This window comes from Streptomyces flaveolus, from assembly GCF_000716535.1.
In the GTDB taxonomy this organism is placed as follows: domain Bacteria; phylum Actinomycetota; class Actinomycetes; order Streptomycetales; family Streptomycetaceae; genus Streptomyces; species Streptomyces flaveolus_A.
In genome coordinates, this window is record NZ_JNWV01000054.1 from 13,689 (window position 1) to 28,599 (window position 14,911).

Consider the following 14,911-nt stretch of genomic DNA (forward strand, 5'->3'; position numbering starts at 1 on the left):
GGATTGTGTGCTGGAGGCCATTGAGAACTCCCGGTCGGCGTTCGAGCAGTACCAGGCCCTGGTGGTGGCCGAGTCGGCGATGTCCCACCTCGGTGCTCAGGACGTTCCCCGGTTGCTGCGAGCGCTCCACACGCAGATGAACGGCGGCTGGGTCAACCGGTCCATCGAACGTCGGAAGTTGGCCCAACGCATCCTCGTCGCGCTCGGACACGACAGTGGGCGGCTTCCCTCCTGAAGCGTGAGCAGGCCGGCGACCCGCTGCGCCCCCGCGCGCGCTGGCACAGTGGTGGCGGGCGCCGTCGACAGCAGGCATCTCTCTGCGGCCGATGGTTCGACGAACCACGCGCGACCGCGTAGCGGCCCATCCACAGGGACCGACGATTACTCCTCGGATACGACGCCATTTGCGGGCCCCGACCGGATGGTGTGCACCAGGGGCACCTTCTGCGGAGGTCAACCGCGACCGGCCCAGTCCAGGACGGTCTCGGCGAACTCATGCGACACCTCGCCGGTGCCGTGACGTGCCCCTCGGACAGCACTCTGGCCGGGCAGTCGAGCGCTGCCGCCCCCGGACGCGGAGACGGCAGCTCGCGGGGAGCACTGCTCGTGCCGGCCATCGGTGATGAGCCACCTGGTGTCCGGCTGCCAGTCGCGCCGTTACCGACGGCGCCGTGCCGCGCGGCCCGCCGAGGCGGCGGCCACCAGAAGCCCTGCCTAGTAGTGCTTCGTTAGGTTGTGGGTCTGGTTCTGCTGGTGGTGAGGGGTCGGCCGCAGGTGGTGCAGGTGCCGGTCCAGCACCTCAGCAGGTCCTGGAGGGCGTCCAGGACCTGGTAGAGGGTCAGGCCGGCGTCTGGGCTTTTGGGTCGAGCCGTCGCAGGGTGAGGAAGGCCTGGGCGGCGGTGACGAGGGTGACGTGGTGGTGCCAGCCGCGCCAGGTGCGGCCTTCGAAGTGGTCCAGGCCCAGGCCGTGTTTGAGCTCGCGGTAGTCGTGCTCGATCCGCCAGCGCATCTTCGCCCACCGCACCAGGTCGGCGACCGGGGTGGTCGCGGGCAGGTTGCTCATCCAGTAGCCGGTCGGCCCGTCGGCTTCTTCGGGCTGTTCGACCAGCAGCGTCCTCACGGGCAGCACACCGTCCCAGCGGCTGCGTCCACCGGCCTGTTCCTGGGCGGTGCGGCAGGCTTCCTTCCCCGAGGGCCGTACCTGGATCGCGGCGAAGTGCGAGGTCATCGTGCCTTTGCTGCCCTGCCGCCAGGTGACCTGCTCGAACACAGCCCCCTCCAGGAGGCCCGGCAGCGAGCGGGGCGCCTCGCGGTATCGGGCCAGGGTCGGCGGCCCCAGGCCGCCGTAGGCCGGCTGATACGGCTTGGCGCCGGCAGGCCGTGCGACCTCCTTCGGGTCGACGGCCATGACATAGGACCAGCCGCGCTCTTCCAGCGCGAGCCGGAAGGAGACGCTGCGTCCGTAGCCGGCATCGGCCACGATCACCGGCACCTTCAGGCCCTGCGCGGCAAGACGGTCCAGCAGCCCCAGAGCCAGGCGGGTCTTGGACACATGCCCGACCTCTTCGGGTATCCCGGCCCGCTGCCGCCGCCGGTCGTCGTGCACCCATTCCTCGGGCAGGAACAGCTCCCACTCCAACGGGCACGACGCCGTGTCGGTGGCGGCGTGCACACTGACCGCGACCTGGCAGTTCGCCCGCTTTCCCAACGCTCCGCAGTACTGCCGGGCCACCCCGACCGAGGCGGTGCCGCATTTGGGAAACGACACATCATCGACGACCCACACCTCGGGGCCGACCGCCTCGCACAACCGCGCGGCGATCCGCCGCCGCACCGGCAGCGGATCCCACGGCGACTGGTTTACTGCAACGGTGCTTGCTGTGACTGATGGCCAGCTCAGGGGCTGTGTCCGCGCCGCTTGTAGTGGCTGATGCGAGCTTGGTGTTGTCGTCGTCTGCGCCAGGTCGACCAGTGCAGGATGTGCTCGGCGGGTGCAGGTCGGCGGTCGGTGAGGCGGGTGATCAGCCGTCGTATCTCGGCGAGGCTGAGGTGGGTGAGCTGGGAGGATCCGTTTCTGCTTTCCCGGCATCCAGCTCGAGGGCTCGTAGGACGGTCAGGCAGGCGTGGGCAGCCATCGCGAGGGTCATGTGGCGGTGCCATCCGGGATAGCGGCGGACCTGGTAGTCATCCAGGCCGCATTCCTGTTTCGCGCTCTGGAAGCATTCCTCGATGGCCCATCGGCTGCCCGCGCGTCGATGGCCGGAGCCCTGGGCTACCACTCCACCGATCCCGATCGCGGGGCCCGCCTGTGCTTCCACCTCAAGCCCGGCAGCTACGACACCGCCGGCCTCATCGAGGTCCTGGAGCAGGTGAAGATGTTCTACCGCGGCGAGCGGGTGGTCATGGTCTGGGACGGCCTGTCCGCCCACTGGAGCCGGGCGATGCGGGCCTGGGTAGCCGAACAAGAGTGGCTCACCCTGGAACGATTACCCGCCTACGCTCCCGAGCTGAACCCGGTGGAACTGCTGTGGTCCTCGCTCAAGAAGCGTGAACTCGCCAACCTCGCCGGCGACCACCTCGCCGATGTCGCCGACGCCACTGAGCAAGGCATCCACCGCATCAACGCCAACCCCCGACTGCCATGGTCATTCCTCGCCCATACCGGCCTGACCATCCGCCCACCACACCCGCCGAACTTACGAAAAGATCAGTAGTGCTGAGGTTCGTCCGGACCGCGCGGGTTGGTGGTCCCGCTCCCGGCCGCCTCCGGGTCTTCTTGCTCGCCCTCGAAGAGCTGCTCACGCCTGGCTTGCCCCCAGGTCACATACTGATACCACATAAGTGCCACCAGGGCGGCGACGCCTACCACCACGCCCGTGGCGAACCCGGCGACCGCCGAGTGACCAGCGACGATGGTGCCCAGCAGGCCAGCCGCAGAACCGGTCAGGACCGCAGTGACCACGCCGATCATTCCGGCGACCGTCCGGAAGACCTGGGTGTATCCGCCATGCAAGCCGTGCATGGCCAGCCGCCGCGAGGGCCGGACGCTGGCCAGGTAACGGGTCAACTCGGGCGCGAAATCGAAATAGTAAGCACGGAGCCGCGCGATCCGTTGCGCGTACTGGAGATCTTCGATCCCAGATTGGAGAACCCGGTCGAAGGTGACGAAGCCGACAAAGGCAAGCGTCGAGAGCAAGATCAGGCCGAAGGCGTAGAACGCGGTGCTGATTTTGGTCGCTGAGACGACCAACCCGAGGGCGACCATTCCGGCCGACACCGCACCGATGAAGATCGTTGCCCGGCCGGTTGATTCGGAGACTGCCTCGGCCCTTGCTCCCTGGAGGGTGAAATGCTCGGTGGTCACGAACGAGACGGCGGCCGACCGCGGATCCGTGTCGCGTGCCTCCGCTCCCGCGTCCTCGTCGCTGCTCGTAGTCCCACCAGCTTCCGTATAAGGGTCAGGATGTGACTTTACGACAGGAGCAACCACAGGGTTGATGTAGACACTCCGTACACGGCCCACCCTGCCGGAGGATGAGACCGGGCACGTCCCCCACCGCGCAGGTGCCGAGCGTCTCACCCAGGGCGTTCTTCTCCGCCTCAATGGTGCTGAGTCCGGAGATGTACTTGATGTCGCTCGAGACGCCGGAGCAGGTGCACCAATAGGCGGCCGATGGCGTGTGACGAGGTGCCGTAGTTGGCATCGGCGCACGTCGCTGACCAGGTCCGAATGCCATCTGGCCTGCGTCGTTCGGCTGCCGAATTACTGGGGATTGTTGGCACCGTCGTACAGGTCGATGCCCCGCCGGTGCGTGGCCCGGCCGCTCTACCTGCGTGAGCCGAGACACGATAGTTGGAAACCGCACCGCCCGGTGACCTGGCAGTTCTGACCCAGTGGGACACTGTTGTTGGAACCATCTGGTCACGCTTCTTGCAATCTGTGCTGGATTGCCATTCATGTTGCAGCCAGTTCCAAACTTCCCTGGGTGGCGGCGTCCACCGCCGCTCTCCGGGAAGACGTCAAACTGAGCGAGCGCCGGATGATTGGCAAGACTCAGGGAGTCACCTGCGGGCTGGTCGCCAGCATGTGGCTCCCTGGCCCATTCCTCGATAGCTGCGGGTCTTTGCCGTCAACGAAGCCGCAGGTTGTTTTCGGCAGGAACGGAGGCCACTCCGCCAACGGCAACGAGAGCCACGATTGAGTGGACCAGTGGATTGGCGGCGCTTGGCTGCCCGCTGTGCCGGCGGGCCGCGCCCGGCGGGCTCTGCCGGATTGGGAATGCCGGGCGGGGGCTCCCGCCCTACGCTGGCCATATGTCCGATTTCATCGCCGCCGGCGCCTCAGCCGACGACCTTCCCGCACCGGCCGAGGGTCTGCTGGTGACGCACTTTCTCACGGTCGGCGACATCCCTCGCTCGCGGGCGTTCTATGCCGATGTGCTGGGCGGGCAGGTGGTGCTGGAGGAGAACCCCTGCATCATCAAGGTCGCCAACAGCTGGATCATCATGAACCCCGGCGGCGGGCCCACGGATGACAAACCCGACGTCATACTGCGCCCACCGGAGGACCGCCACATCGCCTCCAGCTTCCTGAACGTACGGGTGGCGGACATCCACGGCTTCTACGCGGCAGCCCGCGCCAAGGGAGCCGAGTTCCTCACCCCGCCCATCGACCGGCGCGCCGAGCTGCGCTGCTACATGCGCGACCCGGATGGCTACCTCATCGAGGTCGGCCAGTCCACGGGCCTGCTCAAGGGCATCCTGGCGCGCACCGATACCGAAGCCTGACCACTGCACCGCGCTGCACTGCTGACCGAATTCGTCAGATGCGACGGACCGGGTCCGTGATTCCGCCGGGGCACGCAAGCGCCGCGATGTCCCATCCGGCACGTTGGGCCCCGGCCTGGTAGGCGCTTGCGTAGAAGGCGAGCACGGCGGCACGTGGATCCGCCTCGGCGCGGGCCGCGTCGTAGCGCAGCACAGCCAGGTGGCTGTCGCCGCGCGCGACCCACTGCGCGGACGCCGGGCTGAGCGGCGCTTGGGCCAGACCGGCGGGCTCGGGGGCGGTGTACGAGTAGAACGCGGGCTCGGCAAAAGTGTCGTCGCCGAACCAGAAGCCGAAGCTGATCACTTCCGAGGAGTACGCCTCCCGGGTGACGGGGTCGGCCTGCCTGGGCTGGTCGACCCGGCGCCCGGAGAACCGGCTGTGGGCGATGTCGAAGGTGTGCCAGAAGTGGTGCACCGGGCTGGCCTTTCCCGAGAAGCCCGCCGCGAACTCCTCCAGCACGGACGCCACCTGGCTCAGCACCCGCCAGTAGCGGTTTGCGGCTACCGGGTCGTAGGTCGCGTGCTCGGTGTCCTCGGTGAACGGCCGGTCGGCGTCGGGTAGATCGAAGGGCCTGGGAATAGCGATGTCCACCCGGACGCCCAGCGCGGCCAGAGTGGCCAGGGTCTGGTCGTAGAAGGACGCGACGGACTGGCCCGGAAGCGGAAAGGACCGCTCTTCGCCGTCCAGCGTCATGACGGCGAGCCGGTGGTCGACGAAGTCGAAGTCGACCGTGAAGATCGGATTCCCGTCGACCTGACCCATCGGACGGGTGGTGATGCCGCGCCCAGTGACATGGAACGGGACATTCCACCAGTGGTTGCGCCGAGCGCTCGCGGCCAAGCGGATCTTGCCGACAATCTGCGCGAAGCGGTGCAGCGTCTCCTTCGTGTCCCGCCACTCCGGCAGCGGCGTCGGCGGGAACAGCTCCATCACCTGCCCCTTCCCGCCCGGCGCTCCCGCGGCGGCCGGGCCGTCTCATCATGACCCCGCCGGGGACATCCCGCACGCCGCCGAGGGAGCGGTCCACCCCAGCCGCCGCACGGGCCGCCACCCAGGTCCCGCCGTCGCCCGGCCAACGGCGGGAAACTGGCGGACCACGTCATCGACAGCCACGGGCTCACCCAACCCGACGCCAGTGACACCCAGCTCCCCCGAAGCCAAGGGCCCTGGTTCCAACATGCGTGGCCAGGTTCCACCTATCGTTTCCTCACTGCGGTTTCCGGAGCAGAGCGATCTTGGTGCCAACTATCCCGCTTTTGTGCCAACTAAAGAGCCTCTTCACAGGCGGTTCCTCCCCCTTGGCATCGCAACGCCCGGAATCTGTCCACAGGTGATCCGTGGTCCTTGGGAGGCATGAGCGAACACGAGCAGCAGCAGCCGACCACGCCGCGGCAGGGTCCTGGAGGCCCTCACGTGGGCGGAGCGGAGGGTTCTTCACCCGGCCTGCGCCGAATCCGCAAAGGCTCAGGTGAAATTCCTCCTCACGCGAGCGAAGGGGTCGACCAAGGCCCTGGCGGAGCGCCTGGGCGTCTCGCGCCGGACGGTGGAGCGCTACCGCGCCGGGAAGCTGGCGACCCCGCAGAAGCGGCTCCAGGCCGCCCTGGTGGAGGAGACCTAATCCGAGTGGCAACCGCAGGTCAGAGCGCAGGCTCGGGAGCAGGCTTCCACGTCCAGCGGGATGAGGGTGGAGGTGACGGCGTACTTCGGATTCACGTGCTCGGGCAGCTCGGACGACGGCCGCATCCGCACCATCACCACCCCGATCTCGCCCACCTACGCGAGGCGGATCCCGGAGCTCCAGGAGGCCGGAGCGACGGAGGAGGATCTGCATCCGGTCGTCGCTGAGGCCATCACCGAGTCGTATTTCACGGAATGGGGCACCCGGGCCGATGGCCTGCGCGCGGATTTCACGCACGTCGAGTCCATAGATTTCCGGTTCTGACACGGTCGAATTCAGGGCCTGCTATAAACCATATATTCGTGAGCCGAAGCGCGGTAGTTGTCACACAGCCAGGCCTGTTGTCACCAGTTCGGCGAGGGGATGGCCCTCTACCGCGAAGATTCCCCGCCGGGCTCGGGGTTGTGGCTCTTGACGGGCTGGCGTGGTCGGCGCTCGGGAATCCGTGTGATCGCGGCGCTCGCTGTCAACCCGAACGTGACACCGACGGCGGCGGCGATGGTCTGCGCCCAGACCTCGTCGAGGGAGCCAGGCAGGGCGGTGCTGGTGAGCCGGCTGGCGCCCCATAGAAGCGTCACCGCGGCCAGGGCGGCCAACCAGCGGTGCCGTAGCCCTTGGAAGATGTCGTCGACGACGTTGAAGAGGAGCAGCAGCGCCATAAGGTGGCTGCCGTCGAATTCGTCGTCCCAGTCGATCGCGGTGAGGCCGGCTCCGCAGGCGAGCACGAACAGCCAGAGCCCTGCCAGTCGCCACAGGGGCCAGGGTGGCTGTCGCCTCATGCCCGACGGAAGCCAGAAGAACCGTGTGATGTGCTGGACGATCACGTACTTTCGCATGGCTCGCGTCCCGTCCCTGGGGGGTTGGCTCCTGGTCGGCGCTCAGTAGTGGGACGCACAGGAGCAGGCCGGGGTTGTGGTGTGGTGTCGCCGCATGGAATCGCCTCGGGGAGCCAGAGGCTTTCGACCTCCGCTACTGGTGACAGAAGGACAGCCGAATGAGCACGTGTGACGAGCCGCGTGCCTCGTCTGTGACAACCGGGCTGCTCTGACCTGTCGTGTACACCGGATTTTCTGGCTCCCCTGGTGACAACCATCGTGCTTCGGCTCAGTTACCCGGCCCCAAGAACGACGCGGAACGGGTGGCGACCCGTCAGACCGCCGGGGAAGGCGCCAGCTTCGTCGACTCGGAGAAGGAGCTGGGATGGCTCTGACAGAACTCGAAGCCCTCGCGGCCCGGGTGCGCTTCGACCTGGAGAGCGCCGGCTTCACGCCGGTGCCACCCGACCACGAGGACGACTCCGAGGGCGGCCTGCTCGTTACGGTCTTCAACGACCACGTGCACGTCAGCTGGGGCATGCACGACCGGCTCGGCGAGGCCGCACTCGACATGCAGGAGGCCGGCCGCCAAGGTGAGGATGTGGTCGTCCGGTACGAGACCACCCGCGCGACGATGCACCTCGCGCTCGGCAGCCTCCTCAACGCCTATTGGGCAGGACCTGTTCTCAGGCAATGTCACAGCAGCTGCTCGCTCGTCTGCCAGCCTCGCTGCAGGGTACGTGGTAGGTGCCGTCTGTGAGGCGGCGACCGGGCCAGAGACCGGGTTTGTGTCGACAGCGGGATGTTTCGCCGCAGGTTATCTCACGAGTAAAAGCGTCGAAGCCTGGCTTTCCTGACATCTCAGGCGAGCTCTTGTCCAGGCTCACGTGCCATTAGGAGGTCAGTATGGGGATCGGCCGCAGGATCGAGAACATCGAAGACGGTACTCGCGGTCATCCGTGGGGCACCTTGATCGCAGCGTTCCTCGCTGTCTACCTGCTGATCGGCATCGTGATGACCGTAACTGGTTCGTCGGCCAGGCAAGCATGGTTGGCACCGCTGCCCGTGCTGCTCGTCGTCGGAGCCGGCATCGGTGTAACCCGAGCCCGCCGCCGATGATGCGCTCCGATCCCGCCACGTCGAAGATCGGTACACACGCCTGAGGACTGGCTCATCAAGCAGGGCGTTCCGCATGAGCAGACGCGGGACGCCCTGGCCGGCCCCCGCCGCCGTACGCCACCGCTTCACCCTCCACACCCTCGACGGCGCCGTCGTCCGGGCTGCGCTGCTCGACTGGTGGACCCACGGAGGAAGTAGCGCGGGACACGTTCCGCCGCCGGGTCGGCGAGTACGGGAGCATGCCCGATGCTCGCGTTAGCCTCACCAGCGAGGAGACCACCGAGGTGCTGGCCACCTGGCCCGACGACCGGTAGAGGCCCGCGCCGACTACTCGGCTGGCGGATCGTCTTGAGCATGCGGCTGCGGGTGGGGGAGATCGATTTGGTGCGCGCACCGTCCCACTTGGCCAGGGGCGGCCGGTGCGCGCGTCGCAGTTCCTGCGCGAGACCGTGCCCGCCCACCAACACGACGCTGTCATCGCGGCCATCCCCCACCTTATTGGTGGTGTGGTCAACTGCGGTTCGGTGCCCGGCGGTGTGGCTCATCAGGCTGCGAGTACCCGCCCTGAGTGCGGCTGCTGCAGCGGCCTGGACTCTTCGTCCGCTTCGGCGTGCTGCCGGGGTATGGGCAGGCGGAGTGTGCGGAGGGCCCGGGTTTCCAGTCGTACCGCGGCATCGCGGCTGCGGCCGTGTTCCAGCAGGCGGCCCAGGGCCTGTCGGATGCGGGTGGCCGGTTCGTCGATGCAGATACGTTCCTCCGCGTAGGCGTGGACGAGGGGGTGGAGACGGAAGCGGCCGGCCGTGGTGCGCTCGATCAGGTGCGCTGCCGTCAGGGTGGTGAGATGCTGCTCGGCAGCGGCGCGTGGTTCGTCCAGGAGCGCGGCGGCCGTGGCGGTGTCGATCTTCTGAGGTGGATGGAGGGCCAGCAGGCGCAGCAGCCGTTGGGCGCTCTTCGGCAGCCGTGCGTCGGAGGTGGACAGCGCGGTCCGTACGCCGTCCTCCAGGGCCAGGCTGATCAGGGGCTCGCGGTAGTAGTCGTCCAGCGCCCAGGTGGGATGGTTCCGCATGTGGCGGCCTATGACCGACAGCGCCAGCGGGAGGTGGCCCAGCAGGTCCGTGATCTGCTTTATGGCCGGGATGTCCGGGGCGATGCGGTCGGCTCCCGCGGTCACCCGCAATAGTTCGACAGCGTCGTCCAAGGCGAGTGGCTGTAGTGACAGGCGCGTGGTGTCACCGAGGCCGGTCAGTGCGCAACGGCTGGTGATCAGCGTGCGGCATCCTCGGATTCCGGGCAGCAGGGGCCGCAGTTGTTCCGCGTCGGCCGCGTCGTCCAGGACGATCAGCGCTCCGGTTCCGGCCAGCTGTTGCCGGTAGAGAGCGGCGCGTGCGTCGAGGTCGTACGGGATGCGGTCGCCGGTGGTGCCGAGCAGGCGGAGGAAGGTCTCCAGGACAGCGGCCGGGTCGGCGGGCGGACCCTGTGATGCAGAGCCACGGAGGTTCGCGAACAAGACGGGTGCGTCGGTGCGTTCCTCGGCGAGCAGCCGGTGGGCGAGGTACAGGGCCAGCGACGTCTTGCCCACCCCGGGCATGCCCTCGAGCGCGAGCGCCGGCACGTCCCGGCCGCCGGCCAGTAAGTCCTCTGCCTGCGCCACCAGATCAGTCCTGCCGACGAACATGGACGGGGCCGTGGGCAGCCGGTCGTAGGCGCTGACTCGTGCCGCGGCCTCGGCCTCGCCGAGGACGGCTCGCAGCGACTGCCGCCAGACGGAGAGGATGGCTTCGTCGGCGCCGACGAGTGCCTGGACCACTGCCAGCAGAAGGTCGGAGTTGGGGCGGCGACGGCCACGCTGGAAGCAGTTGGGAAGCAGTTGCCCACCGTCGAGCGGGCCGGCCATTCGCCTCGCGGGCGTCCTGCCCGCTGCCAGTCCCGGTGGATACGCCGAGTGATCTCGGTGATCGACGGGTTGCCCGCCCACGCTTTGAGCAGCCGCAGCTCCGCGATGAACTCGTCGATCGTGCGGGCCTTTCCTGGATCCAGTACCTGCGGCACGAACATCCTCCCCCTGGGACACCTGGCCACCACAACTTGGAACGCTCGTTTCAAGTTAGACGACTTGGGGGTTCGGCTGTCAAGCGATATCCGAGGGTTGACCTTTGGCCACGGAGCATCCAGGATCATCCACGATCATTCCGGAAGCCCACATTCCGTCCTGATGCTGAGGCCCGTCCCCGCTCACTGGCACCCGAGAATCCCACTCGCCACCGACACCAGCCCAGGTGCCTATTTCCTTCCAGGACAGGAGTCCGTGCATCGCCATGCCCGAAATCGGTGTATCCCTACGCCCCGTCGGCGGCAGCGTCGTCGTGGGTCGGGCCAGAGACCACACGCTCACCATCGACCGGCCCAAGGAGAAGGAGGGCACCGACGCCGGCCCCATGGGCGGGGAGTTGCTGCTTCTGGCCCTCGGTGGGTGCTACGTGAGCACCTTCCTCGCCGCCCTGAAGGCCGAGAACCCGCAGGCCGACGCCTCCGAGATCACCTTCCAGGTCGACGGAAGCCTCGTGACCGCGCCGACCCGCTTCTGCGAGATCACTGTGCAGGTGTCGGCGCCCGCCGCCCTTCAAGACCTGATTTCCAAGCCCCTGCTCAAGGCCGAGCGGGGCTGCATCGTCCACAACTCGATCCGCGACGCCATAACGGTCCGCTTCACCCACGAGTGGCACTGACGCTTCCCCCCACCGAAGGAGACAAGACGTGGAAACGCAGCACACCATGATGCAGGACGCCCCGGGCCAGGAAGAGCGTGGCATGGCGGACGTGGCCATGCGCCAGAGCGGCATGCAGCACGACTCCATAGGCAGTGCAGGTCCCGGCACGCGGCGCGTCACGATCGTCGGCGCGGGCTTCTCGGGCACCCTCACCGCCATCCGGCTGCTCCACTTCGCCGATGCGCCGTTGGAGATATGCCTGATAGAGCGGGAGGAGGGCTACCGCTACGGCGGTATCGCCTTCGGCCAGGCATCCACCAACTGGGAGCACATGCTCAACATCCAGGCCGGCCGTATCACCCTGCGCCGCGAGCGCCCGGAGGACTTCCTGGAGTGGGCCAACGAGGAGGCGGACCGCTCCGAGTGGCCGCAGAAGTGGCGGTACCACACCTTCGGTGTGGCCTGCGTCGTGCCGCGGCGGATTTTCCGGCAGTACCTGGCCGAGCGGCTACGCGACGCGGCCGCCGACGCCCACGCCGAGGTGACCCTGCGGGAGCTTTCCGGTGAGGTCATCGACGTACACCGGCGGGGCGAGGGCTATGTCGTCAAGTACGCCGACGCCTCGGACCAGGGCGGTGTGCACGATCTGCCGTCGGACCAGGTGATCCTGGCGACCGGTCACCTCTCGCCGGTGCAGGCTCCCTTCTACCACCGCATCAAGGACTGCGACCGCTTCCTCGCCGACCCCTACGCCCCCGGCGCGCAGGACTGGTTCCAGGAGGTCGGCGCCGAGGAGAGCGTCCTCGTCACGGGCTCCGCGCTGTCGGCCTTCGACACGGTGATCTCCCTCATCCACGCCGGCCACAAGGGACAGATCCTGATCTGCTCGCGCGGCGGCCACATGCACGGCACCTACCCTGTCGACCACGAGCACGACATCTGGCAGGCCCGCCGCCCGCCCTTCCTCGACGCCAAGGACCTCACCCCCGCGGCGGTGGTGGAGGGGATCAAGGCGGAGTACGCGTACCTGCGCGACCAGCACGGCGTGGAGCCGGGCAGCGCGCTCGAGGCCGTCTTCCCCGAGCGGGTCATGAAGGCGTGGGAGCCGTACGTCATCGAGCTGGTCTCCCGCATGGACGCCCGCGACGTGCGGATGCTGCTCGACAAGTACAAGAGCCTGATCGTCACCAACCGCACCAGCACCGTGCGGGAGATCGGCGGCGTCGTGCGCAGCCGGATGCGCGGATACAACGGCGCCCCGAAGACCATCGACTTGCTGTCCGCCGGCATCCAGGACATGCGCCCCGTCGAGGACGGCACGAAGATCCGAGTGGTCTTCGCCGACCAGCCGGACATCGTCGTCGACCGGGTCGTCAACTGCCTGGGAAACAACACCGACTACGAGCGCACCGACCACCCCCTGTGGCACGGCCTGGTCAACGCGCACGGCTACGCGCAGCCGCAGACCAAGACCCACCGGGGCATCGAGGTCGGCACCCACGGCCAGCTCATCGCCGTGGATGGCGAGGTGGCAGCGGGCCTGTTCGGCGTCGGCCCGATGCGCCAGGGCGACGAGACCACCCGCCGCGGCCGGCTCGGCGCGTTCGTGTTCAGCATCGGCACCCTGCGCAACCAGTGCTTCGACACGGCCATGGAGGTGCTGCGCCGCCTCGAATACGCCAGCGACGAGGAGCAGATGGACATTCCCGACGGCATCCACCACTGCCTGATCCGCAGCAGCGACTGGATCGCCGCCGACCTCGCCACCGAGGAACCGCAGGCCACCCGCCTGCGTAAGCGCCTGCAGGACTACGCCCGCGACAGCGCCTACCCCAACGCCGTCAACTACTTGCAAGCCCAGGACCGCACCGAGCGCCGCAAGTACCGCACCATCCTGGACAACGACCTCGCGGACTTCGGCGCCGCCCTGGCCCGCGAGTTCGGTCTCACCGCCCAGCAGGCCCGACGGACCGTCTCCCTGCTGGCCACGCTCGTGCAGAAGCACGCAGTGCACAACCTGTGCGACATCACCAAGCTGGCGGGCTGGGACTCCCAGTACGCCGGGCAGGTCAAGCACGCCCCGACGAAGGGCGCGTGATGACCGAGCGCACCGAGCAGGAGCTGCTGAGCCGGCTGTTCATGGTCCGGCACGGCGAATCGACCTGCAATTCCGTCCACCGCATCGCCGGACAGCGCGACGCCCCCCTGACCTTCCTCGGCCGGATCCAGGCCGAGAAGGTCGCCAAGGGCCACCGCGGCCAGCACTTCGACCGCGTGTTCGTCTCCCCACTGACCCGCGCCTACGAGACCGCCGACACCATCTTCCGTCTCGACGCCACTACCGCGGATGCTCCCGAGGTCGTGGTCGACGAGCGGCTGATGGAGCGCGACTTCGGCAGCTACACGCTGGAGAGCAAGTCCATCCTCCAGCGCCGCCACGGGATCGCCGAGTACGAGCGGGCCATGAACGCCGACAGCCCCACCATGCACGGCGGAGAGGCGTTCCAGCAGTTCAAGGACCGCGTGCACGCCTTCTACGAGCACGAGCTGCTGCCCGCGCTGCGCCGCGGCGAAGTGGTCTGCGTGGTCTCCCACAAGTACGTCGTCGAGCTGATCTGCAGGTTCATCCTCGCCCGTCCGGCCGACGAGTCCTACGACCTACGCCTGCCCAACTCCCAGATGCTGCAGGGCGACCGCATCCACAGCTACGTCAAGAACGAGAACAAGGCCATGAACATGGTCTACGACTGGATCGTCGTCAACCATCCCGTGGTCTTCTGCGCCGGCCTGGCCGCCGGCCTGCTGACCAACCTCGCGGGCCTGCGCCTGTCCGCATCGCCGTATGTGCTGCTGATGCTCCTGGTGCTGGCCAGCGTCATCACCATGTGCCGCATCGAGCTGGAGAACGCGCGCACGTTCGTCACCGACCGCGGCACGCTCCGCTCGGTCGCCCTGCGCCACCTCGCCCTGCCGGTCGTCTTCGCGGCCCTGGTGCGCTGGTCGGACGCGGGAAGTACGAGTACGGCGGCGATCGCCGCGGTGTTCCTCGCCACCCCCAGCTCGGTGGTGGCGATGACCGTCAGCCGCTGCCTCGGCGGGATGATCATGCCGACGTTCGCGCAGGTCCTGCTCTCCTCGCTGGCCGCGACCTTCTCGTTCTCGACCGTCCTGGCGCTGACCTTGCACGAGGACGTCGCCCCGGCCATCGCCATCAGCGCGGCCACTTCCACCGGCGTCGTCACCGCGGTCTACGTCCTGGTCAAACGCCTGCGGGAACGCTCTCCGATCCGCACGGCCAAATACGGTGAGCGCAACGGGTACGTGGCCGTGCTGCTGCTGACCGCGTTCATCGTGCTGGTGTGCCTCAAGCTCGACCTGCACGGCTTCACCGCCTATGCGCCCACCGCCATGGGTATCGCCGTCGGCCTGCGCCTGGTCGCGGCCCTCCTCAAGCGCCGGCGCCACGTCCAGACACTCGACGACTACACCGCCATGACCTACCCGAACGTGTTCGTGGTGGTCATCATCGCTGCGCTGACCGGCAATCAGCCGCTGGAGCAGGTGGCGATCTGGACGCTGCTGCCGATGTTCGTCCTGTCCTTCTTCGACAGCTTCTACGCCCGCTACCTCGTCGTCGCCCCCGACGACGTGCGCTGGCCCACCGTGCTCGGCCTCAAAGACCGCCCGGCGGCCGAGCAGCACGCCGCCGCCTCTGTCGGCGTCCTTGACGACCCCGACGCCCAGCTTTCCGCGAGGAGTTGAC

General features: G+C 67.9%; 14 protein-coding genes and 2 pseudogenes. 10 read left to right on the plus strand and 6 right to left on the minus strand.

What is annotated here, in order from left to right:
- The first annotated feature begins 7 nt into the window (after positions 1 to 7).
- Entirely contained in the window at positions 8 to 235 is a 228-nt protein-coding gene (locus OO52_RS52295; protein WP_158717494.1) for a hypothetical protein, read from the plus strand.
- A gap of 603 nt (positions 236 to 838) precedes the next feature.
- Here OO52_RS52295 and OO52_RS40945 read toward each other — a convergent pair.
- Together OO52_RS40945 and OO52_RS48685 are read right to left on the minus strand one after the other, a co-directional pair.
- Positions 839 to 1,864, minus strand: a pseudogene (locus OO52_RS40945) (IS701 family transposase); the annotation flags it as partial.
- Positions 1,865 to 2,021: 157 nt separating this feature from the next.
- Positions 2,022 to 2,255: pseudogene (locus tag OO52_RS48685) on the minus strand (IS701 family transposase); the annotation flags it as partial.
- On the opposite strand from OO52_RS48685, the gene OO52_RS40950 reads away from it, so the two are divergent.
- Positions 2,154 to 2,714: a transposase gene (locus tag OO52_RS40950; protein WP_432422519.1), complete on the plus strand. Its 561-nt coding sequence runs from the start codon at positions 2,154 to 2,156 to the stop codon at positions 2,712 to 2,714. The pseudogene OO52_RS48685 and the gene OO52_RS40950 sit on opposite strands and share 102 nt — an antisense overlap.
- Here OO52_RS40950 and OO52_RS46300 read toward each other — a convergent pair.
- On the minus strand, positions 2,708 to 3,364 hold the full coding sequence (locus OO52_RS46300; RefSeq protein ID WP_048910438.1) for a hypothetical protein: 657 nt from the start codon (positions 3,362 to 3,364) through the stop codon (positions 2,708 to 2,710). The two genes, OO52_RS40950 and OO52_RS46300, sit on opposite strands and share 7 nt — an antisense overlap.
- A gap of 950 nt (positions 3,365 to 4,314) precedes the next feature.
- Here OO52_RS46300 and OO52_RS40960 point away from each other — a divergent pair.
- A complete protein-coding gene (locus tag OO52_RS40960; RefSeq protein ID WP_030656828.1) occupies positions 4,315 to 4,788 on the plus strand; it encodes a VOC family protein in 474 nt (157 codons plus the stop codon).
- 34 nt (positions 4,789 to 4,822) lie between these two features.
- Here OO52_RS40960 and OO52_RS40965 read toward each other — a convergent pair whose 3' ends face one another.
- The gene (locus tag OO52_RS40965; RefSeq protein ID WP_030656830.1) at positions 4,823 to 5,758 is read right to left on the minus strand and encodes a DUF5996 family protein; all 936 of its coding nucleotides are present in this window, start codon (positions 5,756 to 5,758) and stop codon (positions 4,823 to 4,825) included.
- A gap of 538 nt (positions 5,759 to 6,296) precedes the next feature.
- On the opposite strand from OO52_RS40965, the gene OO52_RS51820 reads away from it, so the two are divergent.
- Positions 6,297 to 6,446, plus strand: coding sequence for a helix-turn-helix domain-containing protein (locus OO52_RS51820; protein WP_234339938.1), 150 nt, complete (start codon positions 6,297 to 6,299; stop codon positions 6,444 to 6,446).
- A gap of 60 nt (positions 6,447 to 6,506) precedes the next feature.
- The gene (locus OO52_RS51825; protein ID WP_199820048.1) at positions 6,507 to 6,770 is read left to right on the plus strand and encodes a hypothetical protein; all 264 of its coding nucleotides are present in this window, start codon (positions 6,507 to 6,509) and stop codon (positions 6,768 to 6,770) included.
- A 107-nt stretch (positions 6,771 to 6,877) separates the two neighbouring features.
- Here OO52_RS51825 and OO52_RS40975 read toward each other — a convergent pair whose 3' ends face one another.
- A complete protein-coding gene (locus OO52_RS40975) occupies positions 6,878 to 7,342 on the minus strand; it encodes a hypothetical protein (protein ID WP_051818998.1) in 465 nt (154 codons plus the stop codon).
- Between the two features lie 364 nt (positions 7,343 to 7,706).
- On the opposite strand from OO52_RS40975, the gene OO52_RS40980 reads away from it, so the two are divergent.
- Both OO52_RS40980 and OO52_RS40985 read left to right on the plus strand, forming a co-directional pair.
- Entirely contained in the window at positions 7,707 to 8,081 is a 375-nt protein-coding gene (locus tag OO52_RS40980) for a hypothetical protein (RefSeq protein WP_199820049.1), read from the plus strand.
- A 146-nt stretch (positions 8,082 to 8,227) separates the two neighbouring features.
- Complete coding sequence (locus OO52_RS40985; RefSeq protein WP_030656836.1) at positions 8,228 to 8,440, plus strand: hypothetical protein; 213 nt, start codon at positions 8,228 to 8,230, stop codon at positions 8,438 to 8,440.
- A gap of 544 nt (positions 8,441 to 8,984) precedes the next feature.
- Here the strand turns inward: OO52_RS40985 and OO52_RS40990 are convergent.
- Positions 8,985 to 10,334: an NB-ARC domain-containing protein gene (locus OO52_RS40990; protein ID WP_051819000.1), complete on the minus strand. Its 1,350-nt coding sequence runs from the start codon at positions 10,332 to 10,334 to the stop codon at positions 8,985 to 8,987.
- A 421-nt stretch (positions 10,335 to 10,755) separates the two neighbouring features.
- Here OO52_RS40990 and OO52_RS40995 point away from each other — a divergent pair, with 421 nt between their 5' ends.
- From OO52_RS40995 to OO52_RS41005, 3 genes are read left to right on the plus strand one after another with little or no spacing between them, the layout of a single operon-like run.
- Positions 10,756 to 11,166, plus strand: a complete 411-nt coding sequence (locus tag OO52_RS40995) for an OsmC family protein (RefSeq protein ID WP_030656838.1) — start codon at positions 10,756 to 10,758, stop codon at positions 11,164 to 11,166.
- A 28-nt stretch (positions 11,167 to 11,194) separates the two neighbouring features.
- Positions 11,195 to 13,246, plus strand: a complete 2,052-nt coding sequence (locus OO52_RS41000) for an FAD/NAD(P)-binding protein (RefSeq protein ID WP_030656841.1) — start codon at positions 11,195 to 11,197, stop codon at positions 13,244 to 13,246.
- Positions 13,246 to 14,910: a histidine phosphatase family protein gene (locus tag OO52_RS41005; RefSeq protein ID WP_030656843.1), complete on the plus strand. Its 1,665-nt coding sequence runs from the start codon at positions 13,246 to 13,248 to the stop codon at positions 14,908 to 14,910. The genes OO52_RS41000 and OO52_RS41005 overlap by 1 nt, the downstream gene beginning before the upstream one ends.
- The last annotated feature ends 1 nt before the right edge of the window (position 14,911 follow it).